Annotated in this window: 14 protein-coding genes; 13 read left to right on the top strand and 1 reads right to left on the bottom strand. The window is 76.2% G+C overall.

Annotated features, from left to right (window positions below):
• Positions 1 to 90 precede the first annotated feature (90 nt).
• From C7C46_RS08170 to C7C46_RS08125, 10 genes are all read left to right on the top strand, one after another.
• Complete coding sequence (locus C7C46_RS08170; protein WP_110667279.1) at positions 91 to 897, top strand: glycosyltransferase family 2 protein; 807 nt, start codon at positions 91 to 93, stop codon at positions 895 to 897.
• Positions 894 to 2,198 (top strand): glycosyltransferase family 2 protein, encoded by a 1,305-nt coding sequence (locus C7C46_RS08165; protein WP_110667277.1) that lies wholly within the window; start codon positions 894 to 896, stop codon positions 2,196 to 2,198. The genes C7C46_RS08170 and C7C46_RS08165 overlap by 4 nt, the downstream gene beginning before the upstream one ends.
• A 3-nt stretch (positions 2,199 to 2,201) precedes the next feature.
• Positions 2,202 to 3,221, top strand: a complete 1,020-nt coding sequence (locus tag C7C46_RS08160; RefSeq protein ID WP_110667275.1) for a glycosyltransferase family 2 protein — start codon at positions 2,202 to 2,204, stop codon at positions 3,219 to 3,221.
• The gene (locus tag C7C46_RS08155) at positions 3,218 to 4,036 is read left to right on the top strand and encodes a polysaccharide deacetylase family protein (RefSeq protein ID WP_245984289.1); all 819 of its coding nucleotides are present in this window, start codon (positions 3,218 to 3,220) and stop codon (positions 4,034 to 4,036) included. Before C7C46_RS08160 ends, C7C46_RS08155 begins: the two co-directional genes overlap by 4 nt.
• Positions 4,037 to 4,084: 48 nt before the next feature.
• Positions 4,085 to 6,823 carry an HAD hydrolase family protein gene (locus C7C46_RS08150; protein ID WP_110667273.1) on the top strand — a complete coding sequence of 913 codons (2,739 nt, stop codon included), beginning with the start codon at positions 4,085 to 4,087 and terminating at the stop codon, positions 6,821 to 6,823.
• A 197-nt stretch (positions 6,824 to 7,020) separates the two neighbouring features.
• Positions 7,021 to 8,373, top strand: coding sequence for a lipopolysaccharide biosynthesis protein (locus C7C46_RS08145; protein ID WP_220040577.1), 1,353 nt, complete (start codon positions 7,021 to 7,023; stop codon positions 8,371 to 8,373).
• A complete protein-coding gene (locus tag C7C46_RS08140) occupies positions 8,370 to 10,130 on the top strand; it encodes a glycosyltransferase (protein WP_146259013.1) in 1,761 nt (586 codons plus the stop codon). The genes C7C46_RS08145 and C7C46_RS08140 overlap by 4 nt, the downstream gene beginning before the upstream one ends.
• Complete coding sequence (locus C7C46_RS08135; protein WP_110667268.1) at positions 10,130 to 11,401, top strand: glycoside hydrolase family 16 protein; 1,272 nt, start codon at positions 10,130 to 10,132, stop codon at positions 11,399 to 11,401. The genes C7C46_RS08140 and C7C46_RS08135 overlap by 1 nt, the downstream gene beginning before the upstream one ends.
• A gap of 10 nt (positions 11,402 to 11,411) precedes the next feature.
• On the top strand, positions 11,412 to 12,617 hold the full coding sequence (locus C7C46_RS08130) for a carboxylate--amine ligase (protein WP_181442253.1): 1,206 nt from the start codon (positions 11,412 to 11,414) through the stop codon (positions 12,615 to 12,617).
• A 61-nt stretch (positions 12,618 to 12,678) separates the two neighbouring features.
• A complete protein-coding gene (locus C7C46_RS08125; RefSeq protein ID WP_110667267.1) occupies positions 12,679 to 14,310 on the top strand; it encodes a hypothetical protein in 1,632 nt (543 codons plus the stop codon).
• A 22-nt stretch (positions 14,311 to 14,332) separates the two neighbouring features.
• Here C7C46_RS08125 and C7C46_RS08120 read toward each other — a convergent pair whose 3' ends face one another.
• A complete protein-coding gene (locus tag C7C46_RS08120; protein ID WP_220040576.1) occupies positions 14,333 to 14,947 on the bottom strand; it encodes a TetR/AcrR family transcriptional regulator in 615 nt (204 codons plus the stop codon).
• Between the two features lie 114 nt (positions 14,948 to 15,061).
• On the opposite strand from C7C46_RS08120, the gene C7C46_RS08115 reads away from it, so the two are divergent.
• From C7C46_RS08115 to C7C46_RS08105, 3 genes are read left to right on the top strand one after another with little or no spacing between them, the layout of a single operon-like run.
• Positions 15,062 to 15,817, top strand: coding sequence for an SDR family oxidoreductase (locus C7C46_RS08115; protein WP_110667263.1), 756 nt, complete (start codon positions 15,062 to 15,064; stop codon positions 15,815 to 15,817).
• Entirely contained in the window at positions 15,814 to 16,584 is a 771-nt protein-coding gene (locus tag C7C46_RS08110; protein WP_110667261.1) for an SDR family oxidoreductase, read from the top strand. The genes C7C46_RS08115 and C7C46_RS08110 overlap by 4 nt, the downstream gene beginning before the upstream one ends.
• Entirely contained in the window at positions 16,581 to 17,537 is a 957-nt protein-coding gene (locus C7C46_RS08105) for an NADPH:quinone oxidoreductase family protein (protein ID WP_110667259.1), read from the top strand. The genes C7C46_RS08110 and C7C46_RS08105 overlap by 4 nt, the downstream gene beginning before the upstream one ends.
• Positions 17,538 to 17,578 lie beyond the last annotated feature (41 nt).

Here is a 17,578-nt window from a genome sequence, read left to right as displayed (position 1 = left end):
GTCAATCGGGGGATCCGGGGGTTTCGGAAACCGCCAGGGCCACCCCTGTGTCCAGGGGCGTCCCCTTGCCTCATGGAGAGGCAGCCAGCGATGAGCACCACCCTGCCCGGGCATGCCGCTGCCCAGTCCGCCACGCCGGCCCGCCGGGCCGACGACCGCCTGGCCCGCCGGGCCACCGACCGCAGATCCGTGCGACGCACCGTCAGTCTGGTCATCCCGGCCCGCGACGAGGCGCGCAACATCCCGTGGGTCTTCGAACAGATCCCGCGCTGCGTGGACGAGGTCCTGCTGGTCGACGGCGAGTCGCGCGACGCGACGCTGGCCATGGCCAGCAACTGCCTGCCGAACGTGCGCACCGTCCGTCAGCGCGGCCCGGGCAAGGGCACCGCGCTGCGCACCGGGTTCGCCGCGGCCACCGGCGAGTTCATCGTGATGATCGACGCCGATGGCTCGATGTCGCCCGGCGAGATCCCGCACTTCCTGCACTTCCTCGACCACGGCTACGACTTCGTCAAGGGCTCGCGTTACCTCAGCGGTGGCGGATCGCTCGATCTGACCACCGTCCGCTCGCTCGGCAACCGCGCCCTGCTCTCGGTGGTCAACCGGCTGTACGGCGCCCGGCTGACCGACCTGTGCTACGGGTACTGCGCGTTCCGGCGCGACTTCCTGGACACCCTTGAGCTGTCGGCCACCGGCTTCGAGATCGAGGCCGAGATGGTCGCGCACGCCCTGCGCAAGGGACTTCGGATCGCCGAGGTCCCCAGCCTCGAACTCCCCCGCCGCAGCGGGCGCTCGCACCTGCACGCGGTCTCGGACGGCCGACGGGTACTGCGGACCCTGATCGCCGAGCGCCCCGGCGCCCGGCCCACGCAGACGAAGGCCGTGGGGGAGCGATGATCGGCACCGCCCGGCGCGCCGGGCCGGCCTGCCCCCGCCCCGCCGCCCGCGATTCGCTCTACACCCCCGTCCGCGTCGTCGAGTTGGACCTGGCCCGCCCGTACGAGCTGCGCTCCCCGGACGGCCGGATCCAGCCCGATGCCGGATCGGACGCGGGCGTGTTGGCGTTGGTGCGGCTGCACGGGCACCCGCTCGGACTGGTCTCCAGCACCGGCAGCGCAGGCGGCCACGCCGCCCTGTGCCGGGCGCTGGCGGCTGCCGCTCATCGTGAACTCGCCGTCCCGGTACCGATGGTGTCCGCCGTCCGGGCTCCCGTCGGCACCGCGGCCGCGACCACCACGCCGTCTGCGGCCGCGCCGCTGATCAGCGTGGTGGTGGCCACCCGCGACCGGCCCGGGCAGCTGCGCGGCTGCCTGGACTCGCTGCTGCGCAGCGACTACCCGCACTTCGAGGTGATCGTCGTCGACAACGCCCCGTCCAGCGAGGCGACCCGGCGGCTGATCACGGCGCGCTATCCCGGCCGGGTCCGCTACCTGCGCGAGCCGGCGGCGGGGCTGGCCCGGGCGCACAACGCGGCGCTGCCCGCCGTGCGCGGCGAGCTGTGCGCCTTCACCGACGACGACACGCTGGCCGACCGGCGCTGGCTGGCCGCGCTGGCCGAGGCGTTCGGCCAGGACCCGCGGGTCGGCTGCGTCACCGGGCTGATCCTGGCCGCGGAACTGCAGACCCCCAGCCAGCTCCAGCTGGAGCGGCTGTCCGGCTTCGCCAAGGGCTTCGCACCGCTGCGTTGGTCGCTGGAGCGGCCCGGCCCCGACCCGCTCTTCCCGTTCACCGCAGGGAAGTTCGGGTCCGGCGCGAACATGGCCTTCCGCACCTCGACGCTGCGCCGGCTGGGCGGCTTCGACCCCGCGACGGGGACCGGTACGCCGGCCCGCGGCGGTGACGACCTGCTCGCCTTCCTGCGGGTGCTGGCGGCCGGCCACACCCTGGTCTACCAGCCCGAGGCGCTGATCTGGCACCACCACCGGCGCAACCCGGAGGCGGTGCCGGCCCAGGCCTTCGGCTACGGTGCCGGGTTCGGCGCGTTCATGGCCGCCGCCGTGGTGCACGAGCCCCGGCTGGCCACGGCACTGCTGCGGCGGCTGCCGCGCGGCGCGGCACTGGCCCTCCAGCACGCCGCCCGCCACGCGGCCACCGCCCCGCAGACACCGGGCCTGGGCCGGCTGGAACTGCGCGGACTGGCCTACGGGCCGGTCGGCTACCTGCGCAGCCGGCGCCTGGCCCGCCTGATCGGAGACTGAGCCATGCCCGCGCTGCCCACCCTCACCGTCGCCGTGTGCGCGTACACCACCCGGCGCTGGGCCGACCTGAGCGCCGCGCTGGACTCGCTGCGCTGCCAGGAGTACGAGCCCGCAGAGGTGCTGCTGGTCGTCGACCACTGCCCCGAACTCGGCGCGCGGGCCGAACTTGCCTGGCCCGACGTGCGGGTGATGGCCAATCAGGAGCGCCGCGGGCTGTCCGGGGCGCGCAACACCGCGCTCGCGCACGCGCGCGGCGAGGTGATCGCCTTCCTGGACGACGACGCGGTGGCCGACCCGGGCTGGACCGGCCGGCTGCTGGCCGGCTACCGGGACCCGGCCGTGCTGGGCGTCGGCGGCCTGGTGCGGCCCTGGTGGGAGGGCGGGCGGCCGGCCTGGTTCCCGCCCGAGTTCGACTGGGTGGTCGGCTGCAGCTACCGGGGCCTGCCCGAACGCCCCGCGCCCGTACGCAACTTCATCGGCGCCAACATGTCCTTCCGGCGGGCCGAACTGGTCGCCGCCGGCGGCTTCAGCCCCGAGCTCGGCCGGATCGGCAGCCGCCCGCTGGGCTGCGAGGAGACCGAGCTGTGCCTGCGACTGGCCGCCGCCCACCCGGGGTGCGAGCTGCGCTACGACCCGGCCGCGGCGGTGCGCCACCACGTGCCGCCGGTCCGCGCCCGGTGGGGCTACTTCCGGGCCCGCTGCTACGCCGAGGGCCGCTCCAAGGCCACCGTGGCCCGGCTGGCGGGCGCGGCCCGGGCGCTGGCCAGCGAGCGCGCCTACCTGCGGGCCACGCTGCCGCTGGCGGTGGCCCGGGCGCTGCGCCCGGGCCGGCTGCGGGTGGCGCTGGCGATCTGCGCCGGTGCCGGGACCACCGCGTTCGGCTACCTGGCCGGGCGGCTGGCGGACCTGGGCCACGGCGCGCCGACGGGGGCCGGCACTGCGGCGACGGCGGCAGAAGGGGCGGCGGCGGGAAGCGCCGCGCCGGCGGGCGGTGCACCGGTGCCGGGAAGCGGTGCGCCATGACCATCGTCCCGGTGCTGCTGTACCACTCGGTGAGCACCGACCCGCCCGACTGGCTGGCCCCATACACCGTCACGCCGACCGTGTTCGCCGAGCAGCTGGACCGGTTGGCCGACGCCGGCCGCACCGTGGTGCCGCTGCGCCGACTGGTCGCCGCGCAGCGCGGCGGGCCGCAACTGCCCGACAACGTGGCGGTGCTGACCTTCGACGACGGCTACGAGGACTTCTTCTGGACGGTCGCGCCGCTGCTCACCGAGCGCGGCCTGCCCGCCACCCTCTACCTGACCACCGGCGCGGTCCACCCGCCCGGTGAGCGGGGAAGCGGCAGCCTGCTGCCGCCCGCCCCGATGCTGAACTGGCGTCAGGTCGCCACCCTGGACGCCTACGGCTTCGACATCGGGGGCCACTCGCAGACCCACCCGCAACTGGACACCCTGGGCCGGGCCCGGTTGTGCGCCGAGATCGCCGAGTGCAAGCGGATCCTGGAGGACGCGCTCGACCACCCGGTGACCAGCTACGCCTACCCGCACGGCTACAACAGCGCCGCGGTGCGCCGCAAGGTGCGCCAGGCCGGTTGGACCTCGGCCTGCGCGGTGGCGAACTGCTTCAGCTCGCAGGCCGACGACCCGCTGCGGATCGCCCGCCTGACGGTCCGGGCCGACACCGGCCCCGAGCTGTTCGAGCAGTGGGTGGCCGGCCGCGGCGCACCCACCGCACCCCGCCCGGAGCGGCTGCGCACCAAGGGCTGGCGGATCTACCGCCGGCTGTGCGCCGCCGTCGGCCGCCCGGTCGGCGGCCCGCCCCGGCCGGCGGACTGACCGGCGGGTCGTACCCGCCGCACCCCGGCCCGACTGGGAGGCTGAACCATGGTCGACGCCCCGACCCGCACTCCGCACCGCGCGGTGCCGGACGACCACCGCCCGCCCGCTCCGGTGCCGGTGGCGGTGGACCCGCTGCAGACGGTGCCCGAACTGACCGAGCGGCTGCTCGCCGAGGTGGAGCGCGGCCACTGGCTGGAGGCCTACCTGGCCGCCGCCGGGGCCACCCAGATCCTGCAGGACCTGCTGGACGGCATCGACCGCCCGCTGCCGCGGCTGGCCCGCCAGCTGGCCGGCCGCCGGTCCGGTGCCCTGGTGCGGCTGCTGGCCCGGCTCGCCGTGGCGCTGCGGCCGTGGCGCGGCCGGCGGGCGGTGCGCCGCTGGAGCGAGCGGCTGGCCACCCTGGCCGGACTGCTCGCCGAGCTGGTGATGGTGCCGGGCCGGGACATCGAGACGGATCAGCCGGTGCTGGCGGCCGCCCGGCGGGCCGCCGCCGGGCCGGTGCACTGCCGGGCGCTGCGGCACGCGGTGCTGCGCCGGCCGTCCTGCTTCGCCGGCCTCGACCAGCACCCGCAGGACGTCGCCGAACTGGTCCGCCGGTTCTCCGTGCAGTCGCCCGATCCCACCCGGCCGCTGCTGGTGCTGGGCGTGCGGACCTCCGGCAGCTACCTGGCCCCGCTGGCCGGCGCCGCGCTGCGGGCCCGCGGCTACCGGTCCGTCACGGTCGGCACCGCGCGCCCCGCCGGGCCGCTGCTGCCCGGGCACCGGCGCACCCCACGCCGGATCGCCCGGCACGGCGGCGCCGCCCTGCTGCTGGACGCCCCGCCGAGCACCGGCAGCGCGGTCGCCCAGGTGGCCGCGGCGGTGCGCCGGGCCGGCTTCCCGACCGTGGCCGTGGTGCCGCTGCTCGCGCTGTTCGGACCGGCGGTGCCGCCGGAGCCGCTGCGCCGGTACCCGTGCGTGCTGCTGCCGGGCGAGCGGTGGGCGGTGCGCGAGCGGCTCGGCGAGGCCGAGCTGCTGCGCACCGTGGCCAAGGTGCTGCCGCCGGGCCTGCGGGTGGCCGAGCTGACGGCCCCTCAGGTTGACCTGCCGAACCGGTGGGCGCACCTGTCGGTGCCGGTCACCGTGCGGGTGGAGCGGGACGACCGCTCGGCCCGGCTGCTCTCGCTGACGGCGCAGTGGGCGGGCGTGGGCGGCTTCGGCCGCTACCACGCGCAGATCGCCGAGCGGCTGCCCGGCCTGGTCGCCCCCGTGTTCGGCTTCGCCGACGGCGTGCTGCTGCGCGAGCGGCTGCCCGGCGAGGACCGGCCCGGCCGCCCGGTCGGCCCGGCCGTGGTGGCCGGCTACCTGGCGCACCGTCAGCACCGGCTCGCGCTGGCCGAGGACCGCAGCGCCTGGCTGTCCGGCCGCCGGCCGGTCTGGGAGGCGGCCGCCCAGGTGCTGGCCGGCGGCTACGGCCGGCTCGCGCTGCCGGCCCGGGCCCTGCTGCTGGACCGGCTGGCCCGCCGGACCCTCACCGTGGCCCGCCCCTGCGTCACCGACGGCAGCACCGGCCCGGCCGCCTGGGCCTCCGACGCCCGTGGCGGCTGGCTCAAGATTGACTGCGCCGCCGGCACCTTCAGCCACCTCGAGCCGGCCAGTCGGGACGCCGCCTACGACCTGGCCGGCGCCGCCCTCGGGGCCCCCGCCGACGAGGCCGCGCTGCTGGCCCGCTTCCGCGAACTGACCGGCGATCCGCTGCCCGCCGCCCGGTGGTGCCTGCTGCAACTGGTGCAGGCCTGGAACGAGCGGCGGCTGGCGGGCGCCGGTGCCCGCCCGGCTCCGGCCGCCGATCGGGCCCGCACCGCCCAGGCCCGCGCCGTGCGCCGCTTCCTGGCCGAGATCTACCTGGCCGACCTGCCGGCCCGGCCCGGCACCGGCGCCTGGGTGGTGCTGGACGTGGACGGCGTGTTGGAGACCGACGTGCTCGGCTTCCCCACCTCCTCCCCGCTCGGCATGCTGGCGCTGCGTGCGCTTCGGGCGCACGGCTACCGCACGCTGCTGGCCAGCGGCCGCTCGCTGCCCGAGGTGCGCGAGCGGTGCGCCGACTACGGACTGGCCGGCGGGATGGCCGAGTACGGCTGCGCGGGCTGGGACGGCCAGGGCGAGCTGGCGCTGCTGCCGCCGGAACTGCGCGAGGTGGGCGACGGCGGGCTGTCCCGGCGGATCGCCGCACTGCCCGGCGGCTCGGTGGACCTGCGCTACCTGTGGTGCGTACGCGGCCGCCAGCGCGGCGGGGCGGGCGCACTGGCTCCGCAGACGGTCCGCCGGCTGCTCGCCGACTGCCACCCGTCGGCCCGGTTCGCGGTGCTGCCCGGCCGGGCGCAGACCGACTTCGTCCCGCTGGGCGCCGACAAGGGCCACGGTGTGCGGGCGCTGCTCGACCACCTGGGCGCGGTCGGGGCCGTCCCGGCGCTCGCGGTCGGCGACAGCCGGGCCGACCTGTCGATGCTGCGGCTGGCCGAGCGCGGCGCGGTGCCGGCCAACGGCCGCCGCCAGTTGCGCGGCAGCCCCGTGACGGTGCTGCACCGCCCGTACCAGGCGGGCCTGGCCGAGGCGGTGGCCGCGCTGATCGGGCACCCGCCCGGCGGCTGCCCACAGTGCCGGCTGCCGCTGGTCGAGGACACCGCCCGCCCGCTGCTGGCGCTGCTGGCGGTGCCGGAGGCCGGGCGGCGCGGCGCCGTGCCGCGTACCGCCGCACTGGCCCGCGCGGTACTGCGGCCGGCCGGGCCAGGGGAGCAGCCGTGATGCTCCGCCGCTCCGCCCTCGCTCCGACGCAGGCCGCCGCCGGTAGGGCCGGGCGGCCGGTGGATGGGGGTGTGGTGGCGGGTGCAGTCGGCGGGGTTGCGGGGCCGGCGAGTGGGGCCGCGGTGCTGGGCGCCGTCGACGGGGTTGCAGGTGCTGGGCCGGGTGTCGCCGGCCGGGCCGGTGCTGGGCCGGGCGCTGTGGAGCGGTCCGCCGGGCCGGTGGCCGGGCACTCCGGCGGGACTTCCGTGGACCGGGCCGCGCCGGCCGTCGCCCGGCCGGCGCGGCGGGAGGACCCGCTGCTGCGCAACGGGCTGCTGCTGACGGCCAGTTCGCTGCTCACCTCGGTGGTCGGGGTGGTCTTCTGGGCGTTGGCCGCCCGGTGGTACAGCCCCGAACAGGTGGGCCGGAACTACGCCGCGGTGGCCGCGCTGATGCTGCTGGGCGGGATCGGGCAGCTGAACCTGTCCAACGTGCTGGTCCGGTTCGTGCCGCCGGCTCGGCAGCCGGGGCGGCTGGTGCTGCGGGCCTACCTGGGGGCGGTGCTGGCCGCGGTGCTGGCCGGTACCGGCTTCGTCCTGCTGGTCCCGGTGCTCTCTCCCGGGCTCGGTTTCCTGCACACGCCGCTGCTGGGCGCGGCCTTCGTCGTGGGTGCGGTCGGCTACGCGCTCTTCGAGCTGCAGGACGGGGTGTTCACCGGGCTGCGCCGGGCCGACCTGGTGATCTGGGAGAACACCGGCTTCGCGGTGCTCAAGACCGGGCTGCTGGGCGCCTTCGCGGCGGCCGGCGCGGTGCTCGGCATCCTGCACGCCTGGCTGGTCGGCCTGGTGGTGGTGGTCGTGGTGACCAACAGCTACCTGTTCGCCCGGGCGATCCCGCGCCACCGCCCGCGCGGCAGCCCGGCCAGCCCCACGCCCCGCTACCTGGCGGCGGACCTGACCGGTGCGCTGTGCTGGCAGGCCGCCGCCTCGCTGCCGCCGGTCCTGGTGCTGAACCTGAGCGGCGCCGCGGCCAGCGCCTACTTCTCGGTGGCCTGGCTGGTCGGCTACGGCCTCTACCAGTTCGTCAACAACATGGGCTACTCGCTGACCGTGGAGTCCGCCGACGAGCGGACGCTGCCCGCCCACTACTGGCGGCTGCTGCGCCACACCGGCGCCCTGCTGGCCGCCGCCGTGCTGGTGCTGGAACTCGCCGCACCCCTGCTGCTGCGGGTCTTCGGGGCCGACTACGCCGCCCACGGCACCACCGCACTGCGGCTGCTGGGCGCCTCCGCGCTGCCGTTCCTGGTGACCAGCACCGCGGTCGCGGTCTGCCGGGTGCGCCGGCGGATGCGGGTCGCGGTGACCGCCCTGGTCTCGCTGTCGACGCTGGTGCTGGTGCTCACCGTGCTGCTGGTACCGCGGTGGGGGAGTGAGGGAGCGGCCGCCGCCTGGCTGGCCGCGCAGCTGGTGGTGGCCGCGGGCCTGCTCGCCTGCGCCCCCTGGTGGCGGCCGGCCCGGGTGCGCGCGGGCGCCCGGCGCGGGGCGGCCCGGCGCGGGAGGGCCCGGCCATGACCGTCCAGGCGACCGTCACCCCCGTCCCGCGCAGGCGCACCGGCACGGGCCGGTACCGCCCGCCGGACGGGTGGCAGCTGTGGCTGCCCCGCCTGGTCCTGCCGGCCGCGCTCGGCATCTGGCTGCTGTCGCTGCGCCGGGTGCGGCTGGAGCGGATGGGCGACCTGGGGCTGCTCCAGGTGCTGCCGGTGTGGTTCTGGTTCGCGCTGGCCCTGCTGACGGTGGGTTTCCTGGCCGCGCTGCGCGAGCCGCGGCTGCGGCCGCGCTGGCTGGCCGGCTACCTGCTCGCCCTGGTGCTGATGATCCACGCCACCCCCAGCCTGCTCTACCCGGCCCTGCGGTACTCCTGGGCCTGGAAGCACATCGCGGTGGTGGACGCGATGCTGCGCCACAACGGCACCGTGCCGAACGCGCAGGGGCTGGACATCTACAACCAGTGGCCCGGCTTCTTCGACCTGAACGCGCTGCTGCTGCGGGTCACCGGCCTGCACTCGGCGCTGGGCTACGCGGCCTGGGCGCCGGTCTTCTTCAACGCGCTGCTGCTCGGCCCGCTGCTGCTGCTCTACCGCTCGATCACGGCGGACCGGCGGGTGGTCTGGGGCGGGGTCTGGATCTTCTACTCGGCCTCCTGGGTCGGCCAGGACTACTTCTCCCCGCAGGCCTTCGCTTTCCTGCTGTACGTCAGCGTGCTGGCGGTGGTGGTGCGGCGACTGCAGCAGCGGCCGGCCGGCGGCTGGCCGCTGCCCCGGCTGCTGGTGCTGCTGCTGCTCGAGTTCGCCATCGCGTGCTCGCACCAGCTGACCCCGCTGATGCTGGTCAGCGCGCTGCTGCTGCTCTCGCTGCCCCGGCGAAACCGGCGCACCGTGCTGCCGCTGCTGGCGGGGGCGGTCGGCTTCACGGTGCTGTGGGACAGCACGGTGGCCCGCCCGTACCTGGCCGCCAACCTGCACCAGCTGGTGCACGCGCTGAGCTCGCCCGACGCGAACGTGTTCTCCGGGCTGGCCGGGCTGGGCGCGGCGGCCCCCGGGCAGGTGCTGGTGGCCTGGGTGGACCGCGGCATGTCGGCCGGGCTCTTCGTGCTGGCCGTGATCGCGTTCTGGCACCGGCCGTGGACCCGGCGCACCCCGCTGCCCTTGCTCGCCCTCGCACCGCTGCTGCTGCTGGCGGCGAACAACTACGGCGGCGAGATGATCTTCCGTGCCTTCCTGTTCTCGCTCCCGGCGACCGCGTTCCTGAGCGCGGCGCTGCTGCTGGCCCCCGCCCCCCGACCGCGACTGCGGGCCGCGGTGGTGACCGTGCTGCTGGCGGCCATGCTGTCCGGGCTGCTGCTCGGCTACGACAGCAAGGAGAGCATGAACCGGTTCGCCCCCGACGAGGTCACCGCCGTGCGCACCACGATCGACCAGGCACCACCGGGCAGCCGGATCATCTCGGTCACCTCCGACCTGCCCGGCGCGGACCGCCGCTACGACGAACACACCCGGGTGGTCTTCGACCAGGGCACCCTGGCGCAGCGTCAGGAACTGGTGCGCGACCCGACGGCGGCCCTGCAGCAGGCGGCGGCGAACGCGACCGGGCCGGTCTACCTGGTGCTGACCCGGGCTCAGGCGGCGGAGTGCTACCTCACCGGCACGCTGCCGGCCGACACGGTCGCGCGGCTGCACACCGCGGCGGACCTGCTGCCCGGGTTGGCCGTGATCCACCAGGGGCCGGACGCGGTGGTGTACCGGTTCATGACGACCACCGGAGGCTCGTGATGACGCACAGGCTCGCGACGGCCAGGATCGGGCTCGCACTGTCCGGCTGGGTGGCGCTGGCGGCCACGCTGCTGCCGGCCGGCTCACCGGTACGGGTGGCGGTGACCGCCGCCTTCGTGCTGCTCGGCCCCGGCGCGGCGGCGGTGCGCCCCGGGCCGCCCGGGCCGCAGCCGACGGCCGAGCCCGGGGTGGCGCGCCTTTCGCTCCCGGCGCTGGAGCGGCTGGTGCTCGCGGTGGCGGCGAGCCTGGCGGCGGCCGTGGTGGTGGCGGTGGCCTTCTACCTGAACCACGCGTTCACGGTGCCCCGGGTGCTGGCGGTGCTGGCGGCGCTGACCACGGTGCTGGCGCTGTGGCCGCGCCGCCGCGAGCGCTCCGGTGGCGACGGCAACGGCGGCGGGAGCGGTGACGGCGGTGGCAGGGGGCGGCGCTGGTGGCGGGCCGCCGGCGCGGGCCTGCTGCTGTTCACCGCCGCCTGCGGGGGCCAGCCCACCCCGGGGATCGGCAGCGGGGCCGGCTCCCCGCTCGCCACCACGGCGGCGCCGGGTGCCGATCCGGCCGCACCCGGGCCCTGGCACCTGGCCTTCCAGGACGACTTCCACGGCAACCGGCTGGACACCGCCCGCTGGGCCACCTGCTACGACTGGAACGACCGCGGCTGCACCAACGCCGGCAACCACGAGCTGGAGTGGTACCAGCCCGGCCAGGTCACCGTCCGGGACGACCACGCCGTGCTCACCGCCCAGCGACGGGACACCGTGGGCAGCGACGGCAAGACCTACCCCTGGACCTCCGGCATGATCACCACCGGCCGGGACACCTGGAACGGCACGCCGCGCTCCACCTACACCCACGGCTACTTCGAGGCGGCGGTCCGGATCCCGGCCGAGGGCGGGATGTTCCCGGCGTTCTGGCTGATGCCCGACACCCGCACCACCCCGCCCGAGCTGGACGTGGCGGAGTTCGCGGTCGACCCGCACCAGGTGAACTTCAACCTGCACTGGACCGGCAGCGGCAACAGCGACCAGCACGTGGGCCAGGTCTGGGGCCCGTCCGACTTCGCGGGCAGCACCCACGTGGTGGCCGCCGACTGGGAGCCGGACTCGATCACCTGGTACGTGGACGGCGTGGCCCGCTGGAAGCAGACCGAGCACCTCCCCGACGTCCCGATGGAACTGATCGTCAACCTGGCGGTCGGCTTCCCGTCCGCCCCGCCCGCCGGGGTCACCCGGGCCACCCTCTCGGTGGACTGGGTGAAGGTCTGGCAGCACTGAGGAGGTCGCGATGGCCGAGCTGGACCGCACCGTCCCCGCGCTGCTGGTGAAGGTGGGCCGCTACCCGCAGCACCACGGCGGTCTGGGCGTGGTGCGCACGCTGGCCCGGGCGGGGGTGCCGGTACACGCGGTGGTGGAGTCCCCGGCCACGCCGGTGGCGCTCTCCCGCTACCTGACCGGGTACGCGGTGCGCCCGACCACCGGGTGCGAGCCGCCCGCGCAGCTGGTGGACCTGCTGCGCGCGGTCGGCGAGCGGATCGGGCGCCCGGCGGTGGCGGTGCCGACCGACGACGAGGCGGCCGTGCTGCTCGCCGAGCACGGGGCCGAGCTGGCACCGTACTTCCTGCTGCCGCCGGTCGCCGCCGGGCTGCCGCGCCGGCTGGCCAGCAAGGCCGGGCTGCACGAGCTCTGCCGCCGCCACGGGGTGTCGGCCCCGCGCTCGGCGGCGGTCGCCGACCAGGCCGCCCTGCTCGCGCTCGGCCGGGAGTGGGGCTACCCGCTGGTGCTGAAGAACCTGGAGGCCTTCACCCGGCTGCGCGCGCCCGTGGTCCGGCACACCACGCTGGTGCGGGACGAGGCCGAGCTGACCGCCATGGTGCCGGACCGACCGCTGTCGGTGCTGGCCCAGGAGTACCTGCCGGCCGAGCGGTCCGAGGACTGGATCACCCACCTGTGCTGCGGTCCCGGCGGCGAGGCCCGGGTGGCGTTCAGCGGGCGCAAGCTGCGCTCCTGGCCGCCGGAGTCGGGGGTGACCACCCGGGCGGTCGCCCTGGTGAACCGTCAACTTCTGTTGCAGGCGGAGCAGTTCTGCCGGCAGATCGGCTACGTCGGGGTGGCTGACCTGGACTGGCGGCTGGACCTACGCGACGGCCGCTACAAGCTGCTCGACTTCAACCCCCGCACCGGGGCGCAGTTCCGCCTGTTCGAGGACGAGCACGGGGTGGACGTGGTCCGCGCGCTGCACCTGGAGTGCACCGGCCGCCCGGTCAGGCCGGCCGCCCAGCGCGCGCCCCGGGTCTTCGCGGTGGGCCAGCTGGACCTGCCCTCGGCACTGTGCTGGACCGCCCGCCACCGCCGCCTGCCCCGCGCGGTGCTGCCCCGCCGCGGCACCGAGCGGGCCTGGCTGAGCCTGGACGACCCGCTGCCGGCCGCCGTCGAGGCCTGCTGGTTCGCCGGGACCGTGGCCCGCCGGTTGTCGCAGCGCCGTCCCGGGTGACAGCCGCCCCCGCAGCGGTGACACTGTGCCGACCCAGCGTCAGTCAGGAGGGGGTGCGCAGGTGGACGGCAACAGCTACCGGACGGTCGTGACCAGCGGATTCGACTACGTCACCACCGGCGGGCTCGCGGACGAGCAACTGCGCGAGTGGCTGCGGGAGGTGAAGAAGTACGACGCGGACCTGCTGGAGTACGGCCCGGCTCCGCTGGCCCCGGGGGTGCGGCTGGACGCCGACTCGCGGACCGACCTGCACGGCGCCTACACCCGCTGGCGGCTGCGCGAGAGCACGCCGGACGGGGTCTGGCAGACCCTGCTGGTGGTCCGGTCCCGCCCCGACGGGGCCCCGCCCTGGGTCCGGCTGGAGGTGGAGCAGCTGCCCGCGGAGCCGGGCGGGCGCTCCGCCTTCGCCCGGCCGCCGCGGCTGGCCGCCCCGCTGCTCGCCGCGATCGGCGCCCGGGACGGACTGGCCGAGGTGAGCGCCGAGCCGCGCCTGATCCAGCCCGCCCAGGTGCCCCGGGTGGTGGCCGAACTGTGCGACCCCGAGCGGCGGTTGCCGACCGTGGTGGCCTCGGTCGCGGACGAGGCGGAACAGGCGGCGGCCGGCCTGCTGCTGGGCCGGCTGGCCGGACTGGCCGTGCTCTACCTGCTCGGGCCGCAGGCGGAGCCGGAGTTCAACCGCGCGCTGCCGCACCACCGGGTGTTCGAGGGTGCGGTGCGCACCTTCCTGCCCGGGGTGCGGCCGGACCGGCCCGCCGACGCCTACCGGCACCCGCTGCTGCGCGGTGCGGTGCGGCTGGCCGACCGGACGGCCGCGGCCCGGCTGTTGACCCGGCTGCCGCGGCGCCTGGCGGTGCGCTCGCCGCTGCCCGCCGAGCTGGTGGACACCCCCGCGCTGCGGCCCCGCCCGGCCACCGAGGCCAGCGCCTCCGAGCTGGAGCGGCTGCGGTCGGAGAACACCGCGCTGACCCAGCTGCTGGACGAGGCCGGGCAGGAGGAGGCGGCCCGGCTGGCCGAGATCGGCGAGCTGCGGCTGGAGCTGCGCGAGCGCGAGGAGAGCGGCTTCGAGCTGGCCGTGGAACTGGAGGAGCGGGCCGAGGAGCTGCGCCGCACCGCGGCCCGGCTGCGCGACCTGCAGCGGCACCTGGTGGAGCTGGACCAGGCGGCGGTGGCGTTCCGCGAGCCGGCCGGGTTCGAGGCCGGGCCGGTCGGCTTCGAGGAGCTGCTGGGGCGGCTGGGCGGGCTGGACGCGGTGCGGTTCACCGGGAACCGGCGCACCACCGCCGAGCTGGACGCGCAGGCGCTCGGCTCCGACTGGGCGGCCACCGCCTGGGACGCGCTGCTGGCGTTGCAGGACTACGCGGCGGCCCGGCGCCGGGGCGGGGCGCTGCGGGACTTCCTGCACTGGTGCCGGGAGACCCCGCCGGGCGGGCACGGGTTCCCGCCCGGCAAGGTGGTGCGGGACGAGTCGCCGCAGACGGCGGGCCGGCGGACCTGGCGCCAGCAACGCACCTTCCCGGTGCCGGCGGCGGTGGACCCGGCCGGGGAGCTGTTCATGGGCGCGCACCTGCGGATCGGGGCGGGCAACGCCAAGGCGCCGCGGCTGCACTTCCACGACGACACCGGGCACACCGGGCTGGTCTACGTCGGGTACCTGGGGCCGCACCTGGACAACACCCTGCACGCGAGCATCTGAGGCCCCGTCCGGTGCGGGCGGGTCAGACCTTCGCGCCCAGCATGCGCAGCGCCAGCTCGCCGTAGCGCAGGCCGAGCTGCTCGGGGGCCTCGGTGCTGCGCTCGTTGTACCAGCGGGCCACGTCGATGCCCAGGCCGGTGATGGCGCGGGCCGCGGTGCGGGCGTCGGTGGCCAGGAAGGCGCCGGTGCGCACGCCGTCCTCGATCACCTGCTTGACCAGGTCCTCGATCCGGCGGCGCAGCTCGGCGACCTCGGCGAAGTCCGCGGCGGGCAGCGCGCGCAGCTCGTAGTTGACGATGCGTCCGACGGTGTGGCCGCGGGCGTGCCAGGCGGTGAAGTCCTCGACCAGCCGGCGCATCTGCTCCACCGGGTGGTCGCTGCCCTGCACCGCCCGCTCGACCAGCTCCAGGGTGGCGGCATGACCGCTGCGGCTGATCTCGGCCAGCAGCGCGGCCTTGGACGGGTAGTGGATGTAGAGCGCGGCCGGGCTCATGCCGGCGCCCGTGGCGATGTCCCGGGTGGTGGTCGCGTGGAAGCCGCGGGCGGCGAACGAGTCGACGGCTGCGGCCAGCAGCCGCCGCGCGGCCTCGGGGCGTTCCCCGGGCCACTGATCGGCGAGGTGCTGCGCGGTGCTCATGGTCGACATCCTCGCACGGGCTCGGAAGCTGCTGGTGTTGACAGTGTGCGGTGCGGCCAACATCCTAAGCAAGCGCTTAGTTACCCGTGAGTTCATGCACTTGTGAGGACGATCATGACGCTGACGTTCAAGGGACAGGTGGCACTCGTCACCGGGGCCAGCCGGGGCATCGGCCTGGCCATCGCCCGGGAGCTGGTCGAGCGCGGTGCCAGGGTCTGCATCACCGCCCGCAACCCCGAACCGCTCGCCGAGGCGGTGCGCGACCTGGGCGGCGAGGCGCACGCGATCGCGGTGGCCGGCAAGGCCGACGACCCCGAGCACCAGCGCGCCGCGGTGGACCGCACCCTCGAGGCCTACGGCCGGCTGGACCTGCTGGTCAACAACACCGGCATCAACCCGGTGTACGGCCCGGTGCTGGACACCGACCCCGCGGCCGCAGCCAAGATCCTGGCCGTCAACGTGCTCGGCCCGCTCGCCTGGACCAGGCTCGCCTGCGAGGCCTGGATGCGCGAGCACGGCGGCGCGGTGGTCAACGTCTCCTCGATCGCGGGCCTGCGCACCTCGCCCGGCATCGGCATGTACGGCGTCAGCAAGGCCGCGCTGTCCCGGCTCACCATGGAGCTGGCCGGCGAGCTCGGCCCGGACATCCGGGTCAACGCGGTCGCGCCCGCCGTGGTGAAGACCAAGTTCGCCGAGGCGCTCTACGTCGGCCGGGAGGAGGAGGCGGCTGCCCCCTACCCGCTCAAGCGGCTCGGGGTGCCCGAGGACGTGGCCGGCGCGGTGGCCTTCCTGCTCTCCGACGCGGCCGCCTGGATCACCGGCCAGACCCTGGTGGTCGACGGCGGCGTGACCATCGGCGGCGGGCTGTGAGCGCGCGCACGGTGGTGGTCACCGGCGCCGGGCGCGGCATCGGCGCGGCGCTGGCCGCGGCCTTCGCCGCCGAGGGCGCCCGGGTGGTGGTCAACGACGTGGACACTGCGGCGGCCGCCGCGACCGCCGAGCGGCTGGGCGCGCTGGCGATCCCCGGCGACGCGGCCGGCCGGGAGGGCGTGGAGGCGCTGATCACCGCGGCCCGGGCCGAGCTGGGGCGGATCGACGTGTACTGCGCCAACGCCGGGGTGGCCCCGGGCGGTGGGGCCGACGCGCCCGAGTCCGCCTGGTCGGCGGCCTGGGAGGTCAACGTGATGGCGCACGTGCGGGCCGCCGAACTGCTGCTGCCCGAGTGGCTGGAGCGCGGCGAGGGCCGGTTCGTGGCCACCGTCTCGGCCGCCGGACTGCTCACCATGCTCGGCTCGGCGCCGTACTCGGTGAGCAAGCACGCCGCGCTGGCCTTCGCCGAGTGGCTCTCGGCCACCTACCGCCACCGCGGGGTGCGGGTGCACGCGCTCTGCCCGCAGGGCGTGCGGACCCAGATCCTGGAGGAGTCCGGCGCGGTGGGCAAGGCGCTGATGGGAGCCGGGGCGCTGGAGCCGGAACAGGTCGCGGCGGACGTGCTGCGCGCGATCGCCGAGGAGCGGTTCCTGATCCTGCCGCACCCCGAGGTGGCGGGCTACTACGCGGCCCGAGCCGCCGACCCGGACCGCTGGCTGGACGGGATGAACCACCTGCAGCGCAAGTTCGTCGAAGGAGCGTCATGAAGGCTTGGCAGGTCACGGAGCTGGGGTTGCCGCGCGAGGTGATGCGGCTGGTCGAGGACGCGCCGGCCCCGGTGCCCGGCGAGCACCAGGTGCTGGTGAAGGTGCGGGCGGCGGCGGTCAACTTCCCCGACGCGCTGATGTGCATGGGCCTGTACCAGGTGAAGCCGCCGCTGCCGTACACCCCGGGGGTCGAGCTCTGCGGCGAACTGCCCGGTGGGGAGAGGGTGATCGGCAACCCGGTGGGCGGCAGCGGGGCGTTCGCCGAGTACGCGCTGCTGGACTCGCGGGCACTGTTCCCCGCCCCCGACGCGCTGGACGACGCGCAGGCCGCGGCCCTGCACATCGGCTACCAGACAGCCTGGTTCGCGCTGCACCGTCGGGCCCGGCTGCAGGCCGGCGAGACCCTGCTGGTGCACGCGGCGGCCGGCGGCGTGGGCAGCGCGGCGGTGCAGCTGGGCAAGGCGGCCGGCGCGCGGGTGGTCGCGGTCGTCGGCGGGCCCGAGAAGGCGGCGGTGGCCAAGGAGTTGGGCGCGGACCTGGTGGTGGACCGGAAGGCCGCCGACTTCGTGGCCGCGGTCAAGGAGGCCACCGGCGGGCGCGGTGCGGACGTGGTCTTCGACCCGGTGGGCGGCGACGCCTACACCGGGTCCACCAAGTGCGTCGCCTTCGAGGGCCGGATCGTGGTGGTCGGCTTCACCAGCGGCACCATCCCCACCCCGCCGCTGGGCCACGCGCTGGTGAAGAACTACTCGGTGCTGGGCCTGCACTGGGGCCTGTACAACACCAAGGACCCGGCCGCGGTGCGGGCCTGCCACCAGGAGCTCACCACCCTGGCCGCCGCCGGGCTGGTCCGCCCGCTGGTCAGCGAGCGCCTGCCCCTGGCCGGCGCCGCCGAGGGCGTCCAGCGGGTCGCCGAGGGCAGTACGACGGGGCGTGTGGTGATCGTTCCGTGAGCACGGCGGTGCCCCGAGGAGTCACTCCTCGGGGCACCGCC

This window comes from Streptomyces tateyamensis (assembly GCF_003205575.1).
In the GTDB taxonomy this organism is placed as follows: domain Bacteria; phylum Actinomycetota; class Actinomycetes; order Streptomycetales; family Streptomycetaceae; genus Kitasatospora; species Kitasatospora tateyamensis.
This window is presented reverse-complemented; position numbering and strand designations above follow the sequence as displayed.